This window comes from Arthrobacter senegalensis (assembly GCF_059091765.1).
In genome coordinates, this window is the sequence record NZ_JBNHGZ010000002.1 from 632,343 (window position 1) to 648,067 (window position 15,725).

General features: G+C 68.2%; 12 protein-coding genes. 4 read left to right on the plus strand and 8 right to left on the minus strand.

Going from position 1 to position 15,725, the window contains the following annotated elements; all coding sequences use genetic code 11:
* Positions 1–57 precede the first annotated feature (57 nt).
* The 4 genes from AC5RVG_RS08365 to AC5RVG_RS08380 all read left to right on the plus strand — a co-directional run bounded on the left by AC5RVG_RS08365 (position 58) and on the right by AC5RVG_RS08380 (position 7,003).
* On the plus strand, positions 58–882 hold the full coding sequence (locus AC5RVG_RS08365; protein ID WP_494013464.1) for a fumarylacetoacetate hydrolase family protein: 825 nt from the start codon (positions 58–60) through the stop codon (positions 880–882).
* Positions 883–921: 39 nt separating this feature from the next.
* Positions 922–3,777: a helix-turn-helix transcriptional regulator gene (locus AC5RVG_RS08370; protein WP_494013465.1), complete on the plus strand. Its 2,856-nt coding sequence runs from the start codon at positions 922–924 to the stop codon at positions 3,775–3,777.
* 276 nt (positions 3,778–4,053) lie between these two features.
* Positions 4,054–5,736, plus strand: a complete 1,683-nt coding sequence (locus AC5RVG_RS08375) for an ABC-F family ATP-binding cassette domain-containing protein (protein WP_494013466.1) — start codon at positions 4,054–4,056, stop codon at positions 5,734–5,736.
* Positions 5,737–5,875: 139 nt separating this feature from the next.
* Positions 5,876–7,003 (plus strand): MFS transporter, encoded by a 1,128-nt coding sequence (locus tag AC5RVG_RS08380; protein ID WP_494013770.1) that lies wholly within the window; start codon positions 5,876–5,878, stop codon positions 7,001–7,003.
* A 149-nt stretch (positions 7,004–7,152) separates the two neighbouring features.
* On the opposite strand, the gene AC5RVG_RS08385 is transcribed toward AC5RVG_RS08380, so the two are convergent.
* From AC5RVG_RS08385 to AC5RVG_RS08420, 8 genes are all read right to left on the minus strand, one after another.
* Complete coding sequence (locus tag AC5RVG_RS08385; protein ID WP_494013467.1) at positions 7,153–8,115, minus strand: 2-hydroxyacid dehydrogenase; 963 nt, start codon at positions 8,113–8,115, stop codon at positions 7,153–7,155.
* A 9-nt stretch (positions 8,116–8,124) separates the two neighbouring features.
* On the minus strand, positions 8,125–9,111 hold the full coding sequence (locus tag AC5RVG_RS08390) for a phosphoglycerate dehydrogenase (RefSeq protein ID WP_494013468.1): 987 nt from the start codon (positions 9,109–9,111) through the stop codon (positions 8,125–8,127).
* Positions 9,108–9,827, minus strand: coding sequence for a GntR family transcriptional regulator (locus AC5RVG_RS08395; protein WP_494013469.1), 720 nt, complete (start codon positions 9,825–9,827; stop codon positions 9,108–9,110). Before AC5RVG_RS08395 ends, AC5RVG_RS08390 begins: the two co-directional genes overlap by 4 nt.
* 39 nt (positions 9,828–9,866) lie before the next feature.
* Entirely contained in the window at positions 9,867–10,604 is a 738-nt protein-coding gene (locus AC5RVG_RS08400) for a ribonuclease activity regulator RraA (RefSeq protein WP_494013470.1), read from the minus strand.
* 115 nt (positions 10,605–10,719) lie between these two features.
* Positions 10,720–11,931: an L-2-hydroxyglutarate oxidase gene (gene lhgO / locus AC5RVG_RS08405; protein ID WP_494013471.1), complete on the minus strand. Its 1,212-nt coding sequence runs from the start codon at positions 11,929–11,931 to the stop codon at positions 10,720–10,722.
* Complete coding sequence (locus AC5RVG_RS08410; RefSeq protein ID WP_494013472.1) at positions 11,928–13,019, minus strand: Ldh family oxidoreductase; 1,092 nt, start codon at positions 13,017–13,019, stop codon at positions 11,928–11,930. The genes lhgO and AC5RVG_RS08410 overlap by 4 nt, the downstream gene beginning before the upstream one ends.
* Before the next feature lie 44 nt (positions 13,020–13,063).
* Positions 13,064–14,059: a Bug family tripartite tricarboxylate transporter substrate binding protein gene (locus tag AC5RVG_RS08415; protein WP_494013473.1), complete on the minus strand. Its 996-nt coding sequence runs from the start codon at positions 14,057–14,059 to the stop codon at positions 13,064–13,066.
* A gap of 335 nt (positions 14,060–14,394) precedes the next feature.
* A complete protein-coding gene (locus AC5RVG_RS08420; protein ID WP_494013474.1) occupies positions 14,395–15,723 on the minus strand; it encodes an enolase C-terminal domain-like protein in 1,329 nt (442 codons plus the stop codon).
* Positions 15,724–15,725 lie beyond the last annotated feature (2 nt).

The following is a 15,725-nucleotide window of genomic DNA, read 5'->3' on the forward strand; positions in this document are numbered from 1 at the left end:
CTGCCAGGGCCTGACAACATCACGACGGCGGTGCACGGCTGCCGCAAGGAGGTACAGATGCGTCTGGGGACAGTACGGCGGAACGGGACCACGCAGGCGTTCCGGCAGGATGGCGGTGCCACCGACTACCTGCCGGCCAGGGATGTCGGCGAACTGCTAAGGGGTGGGGACTGGCGGACCCTGCCCGGCGAGCGGGGCCCTGCGCCGGCGGCGTCGGAGCTGGACATGCCGATCCTGCATCCGGGCAAGATCCTCTGCGCCGGCCTGAACTATTACGCGCACGCCGAAGAAGTGGGCCAGGAGGTTCCCAAATACCCCACCATCTTCACCAAGTACCCGAACGCGCTGGTCGGCCCGGTGGACGACGTGGTGCTGCCCGCGGCCAGCACGAAGATCGACTGGGAGGCCGAGCTGACCGTGGTGATCGGTTCCCGGATCCGGTACGCCGACGACGCCGCCGCGCGGGACGCGATCGCCGGCTACACGGTGATGAACGACGTCTCCGTCCGTGACTGGCAAGGCCGCACCTCGGAATGGTTCCAGGGCAAGAACTGGGACCGGATGACTCCGGTGGGCCCGGTCGTCGTCACGGCAGACGAGCTGGATCCGGAGGCGGGGCTGGCGGTGGAATGCGAGCTGGACGGCGTGTCCAAGCAGTCGGGCAACACGTCGGACCTGATCTTCTCCTGCGCGCAACTGGTGTCCTACGTCAGCCAGTTCATGACCCTGGAACCCGGTGACCTGCTGGCCACCGGCACCCCGGCCGGCGTGGGACTGGCCCGGAAACCGCGCGAGTGGATTCCCGCCGGGGCGCGGCTGGTGACGAGGATCGAGGGAATCGGCGAATTGCACAACCGCTGCGTGGCCGAAGAGCCGCGCTGAAACGTCGAATTTCTTCCTCCGGCGTCCTAGGATCAAGGAGTGGCACAAACACGGCTGTTTGGGCGTGACCGGGAGGTGGCGCAGTGGCGCGACCTCGCCACTGCCGTGGAATCCGGCCGCAGCATCGAACTGACCGTCAGCGGCCCGTCCGGAATCGGCAAGACATCCCTGCTGGAGACGGTGTGCGCCGAGGCCTCCGCGCGCGGCTGGAAACTGCTGCGGGCGGCCGGCGCCGCCCGCCGTTCGCTGCCCGGATCCATGTTCTGGCAGTGGTTCGCGCCGCTGGCCCAGCAGGTGCCGGACCACGGCCCGCCCTTCGACGGGCAGGGCCGGGTGCTGCATTCCTTCCTGACCTACGCGGGCGGTCCGCTGCACAAGGACGCCCTGACCTATTCCGCCTCCTGGGTCCTGCGTTCGCTGGCCCAGGAGGGACCTGTGGCCGCCGTGGTGGACGACGCCCAGTGGCTCGACGAACTCTCGCTCCAGTCGCTGTCGGACATGGCGGGCCTGCTGATCGACGTCCCTTTGCTGCTGCTGCGCGGGGTGCGAACCGGCCGGGGCGCCGAGCGCGGCGACGGGATCCTGGCGGACTCCTTGCTGCTGGGGGCCGACGACGGCGGTGCCCGGGGCAGTGCCTCCCGCGCCGACGGCCGCGTGCACTGGCCGCTGCAACCGCTGGACCGCCAGGCCGTGACCGAGTGGACGGCCAGCCGGAGGCCCGCCGCGGACCACGTCGTGGCGGCACGCATCCATGCGGCGGCCGGGGGAACGCCGTTCTACGTCCACGAGCTCCTGGAGGGCGGCGCGGGGGCAGGTCTCGATGCCGCCGGAACCGGTAAGGCCCAGGCGGAAGCCGCGGTGCTCCAAGACCGCCTCGACCGGCTCTCGGCGGCCGAGCGGGCGGTGCTGGACGCCGTCGTCGTCCTCGGGGAGGACGCAAGCCACCAGCTCTTGGCGCGTATGACGGGGCTGCCGCCGGCCGACCTGACCCGGGTGTTGAAACGCCTTGCCGCCGCGCGGTTCTTCAGCGCCCTGCTTCCGCGCCCGCGGATCCAGCATGCCCTGGTGGCCGAAGCGGTGCTCGCCGCGCTGGAGCCCGAACGGCAGGCCGAACTGCACGGCCGGGCGGCTGCCGCCCTGACCGCACAGGGCAGCGAAAGCGCCGTGGTGGCGGGCCACCTTCTGGCCACCAAACCGGGCGCCGACCCTGCCTCGGCCGAAGTCCTGCTTGATGCCGCCGGGGGAGCCCGCCGGATCGGCGCAGCGGAACTCGCCGTCCGGCTCATCGAACGGGCCATGGCGGAGAACGGGCTGGCGCCGGATCTGCAGCGCCGGATCGCGATTGAAGCGTCGCTGGCCCATCAGGCCGCCGGCCACCTCACGCAGGCGGAGGTGCTGGGACGGCGGGCGCTGGCCATGACCCACGGCACCCGGGCGCGCGTGGAGCTGCTGCTGGAGTTCGCCGAGGCACGGTATTCGATCAACCGGATAGAGGAAAGTTCGCGTTACTACAGCCAGGCCCTGAGCGAACTGGACAACGACGGCGACCCGCACACCGAGCTCAGGCGGCGGGTGGTTGCGCTGGCAACAGGGGCGGGGTTCCAGCAGCTGCAGTTCTCGGAGGAGTACCGTCAGGAGCTGGCGAGCATCCTGGTGCAGGACCCGGCCCGGGACGGCCCGAGCGACCGGCTGTTGCTGGTGCAGGAGGCGCTGCGCCTGACCGTGACCGGAACCGATGCCAAACGCAGCGGGGAACTGGCCCTGCGGGCGTGCGCCGGCGGAAAACTGCTGGCGGAGGTCGGCGCGGAATCCAACATCATCAACTACGCGACCGGTGCGCTCAACGGCTCGGAACAGGACGCCGCGGCCCTGGAGCTGCTGGACGCGGCCATCGCGGAGGCGCGGGCCAACTCCTCGCCGATGGCGAACGCCACCTTGACCTACTGCCGCGGCGCCATCCACTTGAACCGGGGGCGGCTGCGGCTGGCCCAGATGGACCTGGAAACGAGCATGCAGGCGGCAGACACCGGCTGGCGGACGTACCTGGAGGTAGCCTGCGTGACGCTGGCCGAGGTCTATCTTGCCCGGAACGACCTGGCCGCCGCCGACGCCCTGCTCAAACGGGTCCCGCTGGCGGAAGAACGCGTGCCGCTGGTCCAGGCGATGGCGCTCCAGCTGCACGGAGTGGTGGCCGCCGGACACGGCGACCACCAGCTGGCGCTGGAATACTTCGCCACCGCCATGGACCTCGACGCCGGCCTGGGCCCGACATTGAACCTGTGGACGCGCAGTGCCATCGAATCGGCCGCCCGTGCCGGGCAGACCGAATACGCCTCCGCGGTTGCCGCCGACCTGCTCCAAGAGGTCCGTTCCTTCGGTGCTCCGCGCCTGACCGGCACCGTGCTGCGGGCCGCCGCGCTGGCGCAGCCCGGGCCGAGCGCCGTCGTCGTGCTGCGCGAAGCCATCTCGCTGCTCGAAGCCCACGAGGGCCGCTACCAGTTGGCGCTGGCCCTGGCCGACCTGGCCGAGATCTGCCTGCAGCCCGCGCGGGGCGACGCGCTGTCGGTGTTCAGGACGGAAGCGCTGGCGGCGGCCCGCAAGGCGCTGGTCCTGGGGAACCGGATCGGGGCCGCCGCGGTGGCCCGGCGCATGACCCGCCTGCTCGCGCAGCAGGATCTTCACCTGCCGCTGATCGCCGAGAACAAGGCCGACCGGCTGACGCCGGCCGAGTACCGGGTCTGCTCCCTGGCGGCCAGGGGACTCACGAACCGCAAGATCGCGGCCGAACTGTTCATCACCATCAAGGCGGTGGAGTGGCACCTGTCCCGGTCGTTCGCCAAGCTCGGGATTGCGTCCCGCAAGGAATTGGCGGCCGTGTTGGACCGGCAGGACTGACCCGCGCCAGGGTTGGCGCAGCGGCACACCCTAGGTTTTCCTAACTAGGGTGGATTGATCTGGCAAACGGAAGCCGCCGGGACCATGATTGAAGGTGTCAGCAACCGGAACGGGAGACCACACCGGAGGCGGCGGCACCCCGGATCCGAGTTGGGGGGACATGCCTTAGGGCGGTGGATCCGATGCCGCACACGAAATGGCTCGAAGTGAGTTGGCTAATGGGGAGGCCTGACTTTGGGCCATTTCGTATGTCTGCGACCATGACAGACTGGATCCGTGGCCCATCTCGACGTCTCCAACATCGCATATTTCCTTTCCGACGGCCGCCAGCTGCTCAACGGCGTCGGCTTCAAGGTCGGCGACGGTGCCAAAACCGCGCTGATCGGACCCAACGGCACCGGCAAAACCACCCTGCTGCGGATCATCGCCGGCGACATCGCTCCGGACGAAGGCGCCGTGGCACGCTCCGGCGCCATGGGCATCATGCGGCAGTTCGTCGGCCAGGTCCGGGACGGGACCACGGTACGCGACCTTCTGGTCGGCGCCGCCCCGCCGGCCCTCGCCGCCGCGGCACGAGCAGTGGATGAAGCCGAACTGGCCATGATGGAGCGCGACGACGAGCCCACCCAGATGCGGTACGCGCAGGCGCTTGCGGACTGGGGCGACGCCGGCGGCTACGAGCAGGAGACCGTCTGGGACGAGGTCACCTCGGCCGCCCTGGGCGTGCCCTTCGACCGCGCGCAGCACCGCACCGCATCGACCCTGTCCGGCGGTGAACAAAAGCGCCTGGTGCTGGAAGCGCTCTTCGCCGGCCCGGACGAGTTGCTGCTGCTGGACGAACCGGACAACTATCTGGACGTGCCCGGCAAGCGCTGGCTGGAGGAGAAGCTGCGGGAATCGCGGAAGTCGGTGCTGTTCGTCAGCCACGACCGTGAACTGTTGGCCAATGCCGCCACCAGGATCGTCACGCTCGAACCCGGCGCCCTTGGCGCCACCGCCTGGGTCCACGGCGGCGGCTTCGAGAGCTACCTGCAGGCCCGGGACGACCGCAACGCCCGCTTCGAAGAACTGCGCAAGCGGTGGGACGAGGAGCACGCCAAGCTCAAGGAGCTGGTGAACATGTACAAGAACAAGGCCGCGTTCCGCTCCGACATGGCCAATCGGTACCACGCCGCCCAGACCCGGCTGGAGAAGTTCCTGGAGGCCGGGCCGCCGGAGGCCGTGCCGATCGAACAGAACGTGCAGATGCGGCTCAAGGGCGGGCGGACGGCCAAACGGGCGGTGGTGGCCACCAAGCTGGAGCTGACCGGCCTGATGAAGCCGTTCAGCACCGAGATCTGGTTCGGCGACCGGGTGGGGGTGCTGGGCTCCAACGGTTCCGGCAAGTCCCACTTCCTGCGCCTGCTCGCCGGCGGCGGCACCGACCCGGAGAAAGAGCACCTGCCGGTCTCCGAGGTCCGGATCGCCCACGTGCCGCACGCCGGCACCGTCAAGCTAGGGGCCAGGATCCGTCCCGGCTTCTTTGCCCAGACCCACATCCGCCCCGACCTGCTGGGCCGTTCCCTGGTGGACATCCTGCACCGCGGCGACGACCACCGCTCCGGCCTGGGACGCGAGGCCGCGGCCGCCGTCCTGGACCGCTACGGCCTGGCCCGGCAGGCGGAACAGCTGTACGACTCGCTCTCCGGCGGGCAGCAGGCCCGGCTGCAGATCCTGTTGCTGGAACTTTCGGGCGCCACCTTGCTGCTGCTCGACGAGCCGACCGACAACCTGGACCTGCACTCCGCGGAGGCGTTGGAGCGGGCCATCGACGCGTTCGAAGGCACGGTGCTGGCCGTCACCCACGACCGCTGGTTCGCGCGCAGCTTCGACCGGTTCCTGGTGTTCGGCTCCGACGGCCGGGTCTACGAGAGCGAAACCCCGGTCTGGGACGAGGAACGCGTTGTCCGGGAGCGCTGAGCCGCCCGGCGTCGGGGAGAACGTCGAGGAGGGCGAGGCCGCGAAGCGCCGGCCCGGTGCACCGCGCGGCGAGGCAAGACAGCGCCCGGCCGGCGATCAGACCCGCCCGCTTCGGGCCGCCACCTACGCGACCTTCGCCATCTTCGGGCTCAACGGGCTGGTCTTCGCCAGCTGGGCGGCCCGCATCCCGGCGGCCGCGGCGACGCTGGACATCAGCGCCGGCAGCATCGGCGCGCTGCTGCTGGCCCTCGGCCTCGGCTCGGTCATCTCGCTGCCCCTGGCCGGCCCGCTTGCCGCCAGGATCGGCACGGCCAACAGCGTCCGGGCCGGCGGGCTGATCGCGGCCGTCAGCGCGGCCGGACTCGCCGCCGCGCTGGCGTCCGGCTCCTTTCCCGCCGCCGCCGCGGCGCTGTTCTGCTACGGCGTGGGCGTGGCCTGGTGGGACGTGGCGCAGAACATCGAAGGCGCCGACGTGGAGCGGAAACTGCTGCGCACGATCATGCCGAAGTTCCACGCCGCCTTCAGCCTTGGCGCGTTCGCCGGAGCCATGGTCGGCGCCTGGCTCTCCGTGCTCGGGGTTTCGCTGGCCGCGCATCTGGCGGTGCTCGCGGTCGTGGTCGCGGCCGCCACGTGGGTGGTGCCGCGGGCCTTCCTGCCCCACCGGCCCCAGCATGACGACGACGGCGCGGCCCGCCCCGGCCGCTTCGCCGCCTGGCGGGAACGGCGCACGGTGCTGATCGGCGTCGTCGTCCTCGGGGCCGCCCTGACCGAGGGCGCCGCCAACGACTGGATCGCCCAGGCCACCGTCGTCGGGCTCGGTGCCACCGAGGCGACGGGTGCGGTCATGTTCGGGGTCTTCGTGGCCGCCATGACGCTGCTGCGCCTGGCCGGCGGGCGGTTCATCGACCGCTGGGGACGCGTGGCCGTGCTGCGGGTCAGCCTCGGCACGGCCCTGGCCGGCCTGCTGCTCTTCGTGCTGGCGCCGAACCTTCCGCTGGCCTTCGCCGGGGCCGTGCTCTGGGGCGCCGGCGCGGCGCTGGGCTTTCCCATGGGCATGTCCGCGGCCGCGGACGATCCGGCCCGGGCCGCGGGACGGGTGTCGGTGGTCTCGACCCTGGGCTATGTCGCGTTCCTGGCCGGACCGCCGTTCCTCGGCTTCCTGGGCGAACAGGTGGGCCTCCGCAACGCCCTGCTCGCCGTGGCCGCGGTGATGGTCGCCTCGCTGCTGACCGCCCCGGCCGCCCGCGAGCAGCGCGAACGATCGTAAGGCGCGGTGGGAGGCTGCGCAACGCCCAGGCACCCACGTTTGATCAAAAAGTTCAGCGCTGCCCCCAGTGGCTTGAGTAAGGGCGGAGTGCGTCCGTCACCCAACCTTTGTGTTCCTGCGGAACGTTTTGAGCTTATATGGGGGCACCCCTACACGGGGGTCACCAGTTCTCCACTGCTCATGAACGTGTCGAGGTTGGCCAGGACCAGGTCTGCCATTGCCTGGCGGGTTTCGCGGGTTCCGCTGGCCATATGCGGAAGTAACACGACGTTGTCGAGGGAGAGCAGCTCTTCCGGGACGGAGGGTTCCGTGGCGAAGACGTCGAGTCCCGCGCCGGCGATAGTGCTGGAAGTGAGCGCTTCAACCAGGGCTTTCTGGTCCACGAGGGAACCCCGGGCGACGTTGATCAGGTATCCGTTCGGGCCCAGTGCCGCGAGCACCTGCCGGGACACCAGTCCGGCCGTGTCCGGCCCCCCGGATGCCGCCACGATGATCGCATCGCTGCTCCGGGCCAGTTCCAGCACCGAGTCGACATACGTGTAGGGGACACCCTGCACGGGTGACCGGCTGTGGTACGAGACCCGGATGTCGAAGCCTTCGAGCCGTTTGGCGATTGCCTGTCCAATACGTCCAAGGCCGAGGATTCCGATCCGCTTGCTGCTGACCTTGGTCGTGAGGGGATACCTCGCGTTCGTCCACTCCCCGCGGCGGACGAATCGGTCGGCTGCGGAAATGCCGCGGAAGACATCGATCAACAGGCCGACAGCAATGTCCGCTACGCAGTCCGTGAGGACGTCGGGGGTGTTGCTTACCGCGATGCCCCGCGCCCTGGCCGCTGCGACATCTGTCGTGTCGTAGCCCACGCCGAAGTTCACGATGGCTTTCAGCCCGGGCAGCGCGGCCATCAGGTCCGCGTCGACCCCGACGGTGGCGGACGTGACCGCTGCGGTGATGCTGTGACGGTGTTCGTGAACGAACGTGCCGGTCCCCGTCTCCGGCAGCCGGACCACGGGGTACCGGGCGTACAGAGTCTCCTCCAAGGCCGGGAGGAGGGGTCCCACCTGGAGGATCCGTGCTTGGGACGTTTTTCCGTTCTCGTGACGTGCGGGCATTTCGGGTCCTTATCGTCGTGGAATGGTCGGCAGTATCGGGTGGTCGGGCTGTTCCCCGCGCAGCACCCGGGCGACGTCGCGGACGACGGCGGCGCCCATGGCGGCGTTTGCCCCGTCGCTGCAGGCGCCGATGTGCGGGGTGAGTACGGTGTTCGGCGCCTTCAACAGAGGGTGGTCCTGCGGTATCGGCTCTTCTTCGAAGGCGTCGGAGGCCAGGAAGCTCAAGTGGCCGCTTAGGAGCAGATCGGCGGCCGCCGAACTGTCGATCAGGCCACCCCGAGAAGTGTTTATCACTCCCACTCCCGGCTTCATGCTTTCCAGGACATCCCGGGTCAGGACAGGTGTACCGTCGGGAGGCATCGGCGCATGCAGGCTGACGAAGTCACTGTCCCGGAAGACTTCAGCGAGAGCGCAGCGACGGACTCCTGCGTCAGAGAAAACGCTGTCGGGAAGGAACGGGTCGAAGGCTAGAACCTCGAGGCCGAAGCCGTTCGCGCGCCGGGCTACTTCGCGCCCGATCTGACCGAACCCGATCAGTCCGAGGGACCGGCCGAACAGTTCCCGCCCGAAGAGTTGGTTCCAAGCGCCCGCCCGGAGCGTACGGTCCGCCTCGGTCACCTTTCGGGCCCCGGCCAGTAGAAGAGCCAACGTCAGGTCGGCGACGGCGCGCGAGTTTGCACCGGGGGTCCGCACAACTGTGACGCCGGCCTCCGCCGCAGCCTGCAGGTCGATGTTGTCCACGCCGACCCCGTGTTTACCGATCACTTTGAGGTGTGGAGCCGAGGCAATAACCGAGGCATCGACGCGGTCTACGCCAACGATGAGCGCGGCGGCCTCGGAGACCTCATCCCTTAGTTGAGCAGCGGACAGCGGACCTTTGACTCGGGAGCGGCGTACGTCGAGGCCCTCGGCCGCGATGGCTTGCCAAGGGGCGTCCGAGTACAACCCGAAGCTCGGAGTGGTGACCACTACCGGACCCAGCGCTGTTTCCCTCACCGCTGTTGTCCGGTCGCTGGGGACGGCGGGTCCTCTGCGGCTTCTTCGTCGAGGAGACGTGAGATTGACGCCTGGATGTGGCTGCGCATGAGGTTTGCGGCCTTGTCCAGGTGGCCGGCGTGGGCGGCATCGTGGATGGCGCGGTGCTCCGAGAACTCTTTGTCGCTGGTGGGCCACTTCTCCCACAGCACGCTTGCGGCGGCCAGCGCCGTGAGGTCTTGGAGCCGGTCGAGGGATTCAACGATGAATCCGTTGTCACACTGGGCGTACATGGCCCGGTGGAACCTGCGGTTGGCGAGGGCGCTGGCGGCGGTGTCCCCGTTGACGCGGTGCCGCTCGACGTCGTCCAAAGCTTGGGCTGCGGAGGAAAAGTCGGGGTGCGGTCCGCGGGCGTGGGCGATGGCCCAGGGCTCCAGCAGCACGCGCTCTTCATAGATGTGGCGCACCTCCCGGATGCTGAGCCGGCGTACACACACGCCGCGCCTCGGGGCGACTGTGACAAGACCGGAGCGCATGAGTACGATCAGTGCCTCACGTACCGGGGTCTTGGAGATGCCCAGCTGGTCGGCTATGCGCCGCTCGACCAGTACCTCCTCCGGTGCGAGTTGGCCGGAGAGGATAGCGGTCTTGATCGATTCGACGACCAGGTCGGAACGGTTGGTTGACAGGCCCAAGGGAGGTAGCTGGTTCGCGGTTGCTGATCCGGGGGATGTCATTATGGTGAGGTTCCTTTCGCGTTGCAGGGCGGCCGCGTGTCAGCGTCGCCCACGGGACTGCCGGTACGCCTCACGCATTTGAGCGTCCGGGGGGTAGGTACCCCGCAGCGGTCGTCCGCTCTCGATCTGCTCAAGGATGAATTCTTCCAGATGCTCCTGCTCCACAGCGTCGCGGGCGACCTCTTCAACCAGGTGGCGGGGAATACAGATCACCCCGTCCCGGTCTCCGACCATAATGTCTCCGGGGTAGACCGCCACCTCGGCACAACTGACGGGCAGCTGCATATCCACAACGTGGTGCTGGGCAAGGTTGGTGGTGGGGGAGCTGCCGGCAGCGAAGGTGGGCAGGTCGAGTGCCTCGAACCCCGCTGCGTCACGCACACTGCCGTCGGTAACGATACCGGCCGCGCCGCGGCGGAGCAGGCGTGTGGCGAGGATGTGGCCCAGCGAAGCGGCGCGTTTCTGGCCGCGCGCGTCGATGACCAGGACGCTTCCCGGGCTCACCGACTCGACGGCCTTGCGCTGGGGATGGTCATAGTCCTGGAAAACCGACAGGACGTCGAGATCCTCGCGTGCGGGGATGCAACGCATGGTGAACGCTTCGCCAACCATTCGGTGGCGATTCGGGTTCAGCGCACCCAACCCTTCCAGGAAGGTGTTCCTGAGGCCGCGATCCATCAACTGCGTGGTCAGTGTCGCGGTGCTGACCACGGTCAGCGCCGCGCGGGCCTCCTCGCTAAGGCCGGTCCCTGTGGCGGATGCAGTGTCGGTCGTCATGGGTTTTTCCTATCTTTCTCGTCCGGCAGGGGCGGGAGCCGGATAAGTCATCGGGCATTATGGTGGTCGTCGAATAAATTAGGTTTGGCGTAGCACGGCGGCATGGCTCCGTGGCCTACATAGTTTGTTGAGCGGTGTGTTCGGCCACCCGGGCAGCGAGATGCTCCCCAATCGGCAGCGCAGCCGTGGCTGCCGGTGAAGGCGCGTTCAGCACGTGCACCATGCGGGGTGTTTCGGAGAGCAGGAAGTCATGCAGAAGGGTCCCGTCCCGGCGCACCGCCTGAGCCCGGATGCCTGCTTCATAGGGGAGCAGGTCCGCTTTGGTCAGGGCGGGGGCGTACTTGCGGCACTCCCTCAGATAGCTGGCCTTGAACAAGGAGTTCAATACTTCTCGGGCCCCGGTGGCGACGTTGGCGCGGGCGACGTGCCAGAGGCCGGGGAACGCCAACATGCGGGCCGTGTCGCGGAGGTTGAAGGAGAACTTGGGGTAGCCCTCCCGTGCCAGGCCGAGTACGGCGCTGGGGCCGACCGTGATTTCCCCTCCGATAGTGGGGCTGAGATGCACACCCAGGAAGGGCAGCTCGGGATCCGGTACCGGGTAAATGAGGTGCTGTACGTAGTTGGACTTCGAGTCAGGGAGCCGGAAGTACTCGCCCCGGAAAGGGACGATCTGGACGTCGGGCCGCAGGCCGGCCATCTCGGCCATTCGGTCGGCCTGCAGCCCGGCGCAAACCACGAGCTGGTCGCACGTGGTGCTCCCGGCGGCCGTTTGGATCTGGACGTTCTCCCGGGTCTCTGCGATGCCGAGCACCCGGGTGCCCGTGCGCACGACCCCACCGGCGGCAGTAATGAGCTCGGCGAGTTTGCCTGCGACCTGCGTGTAGTCGACGATGCCGGTGCTTGGAATGAGGAGCGCCCCGGTCCCGGCGACATTGGGTTCGCGTTCCTGCAGCTCCTGCCGGTTCAGGCGGTGGGCCTCCAAACCATGAACGGCGGCGCGTGTTTCCAAGGCTTCCAGACGCGACGCTTCAAGTTCGTTGGTGGCGACCAGGAGCTTGCCGCACTCGTCGAAGGGGATCCCGTGCTCGCGGCAAAATTCTTTTGTCTGCTGCGCCCCGGCCTTGCTGAAACGGGCCTTGAGGCTGCCGGGTTCGTAGTAGATGCCGGAGTGGATGACGCCGCTGTTGTGGCCCGTCTGGTGCTTGGCCAAAATCTCCTCGGCCTCCAGGAGCAGCAACGAGGCGTCGGGATTGCGGGACAGCAGCTGGTGGGCCGTTGCCAAGCCGACAATGCCCCCGCCGATCACGCAGTAGGTGTAGTCGCTCATGCCGCCGCCTCCTCGGGCTGGAGGAGGAACGGCACGTTGTTGCGATCGCACACTTCACGAATGGCAGCCAGGAGCAGCTGCGGCAAGGGGACGCCCTCGCGCTGCCGGGTTTTCCGGGCGGCGGCTTCGGGCTCTCCGGGCACGAGTACCGGCATATCGGGGTTCAGGGGTTGCGTGGCATGCATCATGTCGATGAGGTCGGAGGTATAGCCGGCGGTGCCGCCGCCGGGATTGAAGGTCTCCGGGTCGATCACCAGGAAGAAGTGTCCAATGTTGTCTCCGTGCTCGGAGCCGCCGCCGGGCAGGGCTGCCGCCGACAGGGCGGCGCTGAGGATCTGCACCATCAGCGACAGCCCGTACCCCTTGTGCCCGCCGCTGCGGGTGGTGGATCCGCCCAGCGGCACGAGTCCGCCCTCGGCGCGGGAACGCAAGTAGTCGAAGGCGGCAGCCGAGTCGGTGACCGGACGCCCGGCCTCGTCGATCACCCACCCGGGCGGGATGTCTTCCTGTTTGAGGGCGTAGGCCTTGACCTTGTTCATGGCCACGGTGCTGGTCGACATGTCCAGCACGAACGGATTCCCGTCCCGCGTCGGTGCGGCGAAAGCGATTGGATTCGTGCTCAGCGCCGGCGTGGCGCCGCCGGTCGGGATGACGGAGAGGACCCGGGCGGTTGTTGTGGCCAGGCCGATCAGCCCTTGTTCCGCGGCCCGGCGCACGTAGTACCCGGTGGCGCCGAAGTGGTGGGAGTTGCGTACCCCTACCGCGCCAATGCCGAGGGTGCGTGCCTTGGTGATGGCCATGTCCACTGCCTGGACGGCCACGGGGTGGCCGAGTCCGGCGTCGGCATCGAGCACTGCCACGGCCGGGGTCTCGGTGACGATCCGTGTCTGCGCCTGCATGTTCATCTTGCGCTGCTGCATCAGCGAGTCGTAATTCATCAGCATCGAGATTCCGTGGGAGTCGATGCCGGACAGGTCGGCATCAACCATCGCTTCGGCAGTCGTGTCGACGTTCTCCTCGGGCATTCCCCACCGGCGCAAGAGAACCCTTATCTGTTCCCTCAGCCGTTCGGCCGGATAAGCGTGCATGTCAGTCCTTCTTCCCTCGTCCTTCTCGGCGGCACCAGCGGCCCTTACTTAGACTTACCGATACCGAACTCTTGGGTCAGCTGTTCGTACTTGCGCGTGTCCTGGTCCACGATCTTTCGAATCTCTGTGGGCTCGACGTCCCACTCGGCAATGAAGGACGTGGCCGTGAACTCCTGGAAGGACTCCGAGTCCTTGGCTGCCTCAACGGCGGTCCGCAGCGTCTCGACGACCTCTTCCGGGGTGTCCTTGGGTACCGCGATCCAGCGGCGCTGCACCACGGAGAAGTCATAGCCCAGCTCCTTGGCGGTGGGCACCTCCGGCAGCATCTTCTCGCGTTCCATGGAGAACACTGCCAGCGGGCGGAGGCTGCCGTCCTTGATGCGCGGCATCACCTCCGCGATCTGGGCCGTCACCGCGTCGGTGTGCTTGCCGAGGACGGAGGTCACGGCAGGGGCGCCGCCGTCGAAGGGGACGTCCACGGCGTTGGCGCCCGCAAGGGCGAACAATCCGGCAGAGGAGAATTGGGCACCGCTGCCGACGCCAGAGGTGGCATAGCGGATGGAATCCTTGGCCAGCAGGGTCGGCAGGTCCTTGTACGGCGAGTCAGCGTTGACGACCAAGGCATAACCCTCTTCGCTCACCGGGGCCACGATCTCCATGTCATCCAGGCCGGTAGTCGCGGCGTCCTCCAAGAACAGGGGCGTGATGGAGTAGAGCGATTGGGATGCAAGCAATGAGGAGTACCCGTCAGGAGCCCGATTGAGTGCGTTCTCGGTGCCCACGCCGCCGTTGGCCCCCGGCAGGTTCTCGACCACCACGCTCTTCCCGAGGGGCTCCTTCATGGACTCGGCCAACGCCCTGGCGGTGAGATCGGTGCTTCCGCCGGCGCTGAAGGGTGCCACGAGGGTGACCTCTTTGGTGGGAAAGTCGCCAGCACCGGAGGCTTGGACCCCACCGCATCCAGAAATGGCTACGAGGGAGACGAGGCCCAAGGTCAGGGGCAGGGCGGTCCGCTTCAGGGACTTCAGGGGATTAGTCATTGCGTTTCCTATCGTCATTGATCAGGTGTGGCTTGAATGTCAATTTCGGGGCAGTCGGTTCGCGCTGCCCGAGGCGCTTGCTTGGTATACCGTCACACCAATATACCAACATTTGGGTGGGGAGAGATGGTTTCGCGGAAAAATCTTTCGGCAGATCCGTCTTACTCGGGGGCTTTGTCAACCGCTGAGCCGTTCCGCAGTATCGAGGGTCGGAGAACGAAGCCCTTAACCAAGACAGCTGCAGCGAGGCCCGGGCTCCGACCGTGCCCAGCCACCTGCGGGCGAGGATCAGAAAAGACCGCCTGCCCCGCGGGGTGCGGGGCGGGCGGCGGGTACTAGCGGACCAGGCAGGGGCGCTTGGGATCGAACTCCCAGCCGGGCACCAGGTACTGCATGGCGGCGGCATCGTCGCGGGCGCCGAGGCCGTGTTCCAAGTAGAGGGCGTTGGCCTCGGCCAGGCGTTCGCGGTCCAGTTCGATCCCGAGGCCGGGGGCCTGCGGAACCTTGATCTCGCCGTCGCGGATCAGCAGCGGTTCCTTGGTCAGGCCTTGGCCGTCCTGCCAGATCCAGTGCGTGTCCAGCGCGGTGATTTCGCCCGGGGCGGCGGCGCCGGCCTGGGTGAACATGGCCAGCGAGATGTCGAAGTGGTTGTTTGAGTGCGAGCCCCAGGTCAGACCGAACTCGTGGCACAGTTGTGCCACGCGGACGGAGCCGGCCATGGTCCAGAAGTGCGGATCGGCCAGCGGAATGTCGACGGCGTTGGTGCGCACTGCGTGGGCCATTTCGCGCCAGTCGGTGGCGATCATGTTCGTGGCGGTCTGCAGTCCGGTGGCGCGGCGGAACTCGGCCATGACTTCGCGGCCGGAGAACTTGCCTTCGGCGCCGCAGGGGTCCTCGGCGTACGCCACCACGGCCTGCATGCGCTTGCCCAGCCGGATGGCGTCCTGCAGCAGCCAGCCGCCGTTCGGGTCCAGCGTGATCCGGGCGTCGGGGAACCGCTGTTTGAGCGCGGTGACCGCGTCGACTTCCAGGTCCCCGGCTTGGACGCCGCCCTTGAGCTTGAAGTCCTGGAAGCCGTAGCGGGCCTGCGCGGCTTCGGCCAGGCGGACCACGGCCTCCGGGGTCATGGCTTCTTCGCGGCGCACCCGTTCCCAGTCGTCCGCGCCGTGGGGTTCGCGCAGGTACGGCAGGTCGGTGGCGTCCGGGTTGCCCACGTAGAAGAGGTAGCCGAGCATCGGCACCGCGTCACGCTGTTGGCCGTCGCCCAGGAGTTCGGCCACGGGAACGCCCAGGAACTGGCCGTGCAAATCCAGCAAAGCGGATTCGATCGCGGTCACGGCGTGCACGGTGGTGCGCAGGTCGAAGGTCTGCAGCCCGCGGCCGCCGGCGTCGCGGTCGGCGAAGGCCGCGGCGATTTCCCGCAGCAGGCTGCGGAAGCGGGCCACCGGGCGGCCGGTGACCAGGGCGCCGGCGTCTTCGATGGTGGTGCGGATTTTCTCCCCGCCGGGGACTTCGCCCAGGCCGGTGCGGCCGTCGGAGTCGGTCACGATGACCACGTTGCGGGTGAAGAACGGCCCGTGCGCGCCGGAGAGGTTCAGCAGCATCGAGTCGTGCCCGGCGACCGGGACCACCTCGACGTCGGCAATGGTGGGTTGGTTGCTCATGC

What these genes read in the sequence shown, in the direction of transcription:
- AC5RVG_RS08395 (WP_494013469.1), bottom strand. Translation starts at nt 9,827, where the DNA reads ATGACATCCCCCGGATCAGCAACCGCGAACCAGCTACCTCCCTTGGGC.
- AC5RVG_RS08415 (WP_494013473.1), bottom strand. Translation starts at nt 14,059, where the DNA reads ATGACTAATCCCCTGAAGTCCCTGAAGCGGACCGCCCTGCCCCTGACC.
- AC5RVG_RS08400 (WP_494013470.1), bottom strand. Translation starts at nt 10,604, where the DNA reads ATGACGACCGACACTGCATCCGCCACAGGGACCGGCCTTAGCGAGGAG.
- lhgO (WP_494013471.1), bottom strand. Translation starts at nt 11,931, where the DNA reads ATGAGCGACTACACCTACTGCGTGATCGGCGGGGGCATTGTCGGCTTG.
- AC5RVG_RS08365 (WP_494013464.1), top strand. Translation starts at nt 58, where the DNA reads ATGCGTCTGGGGACAGTACGGCGGAACGGGACCACGCAGGCGTTCCGG.
- AC5RVG_RS08385 (WP_494013467.1), bottom strand. Translation starts at nt 8,115, where the DNA reads ATGCCCGCACGTCACGAGAACGGAAAAACGTCCCAAGCACGGATCCTC.
- AC5RVG_RS08420 (WP_494013474.1), bottom strand. Translation starts at nt 15,723, where the DNA reads ATGAGCAACCAACCCACCATTGCCGACGTCGAGGTGGTCCCGGTCGCC.
- AC5RVG_RS08410 (WP_494013472.1), bottom strand. Translation starts at nt 13,019, where the DNA reads ATGCACGCTTATCCGGCCGAACGGCTGAGGGAACAGATAAGGGTTCTC.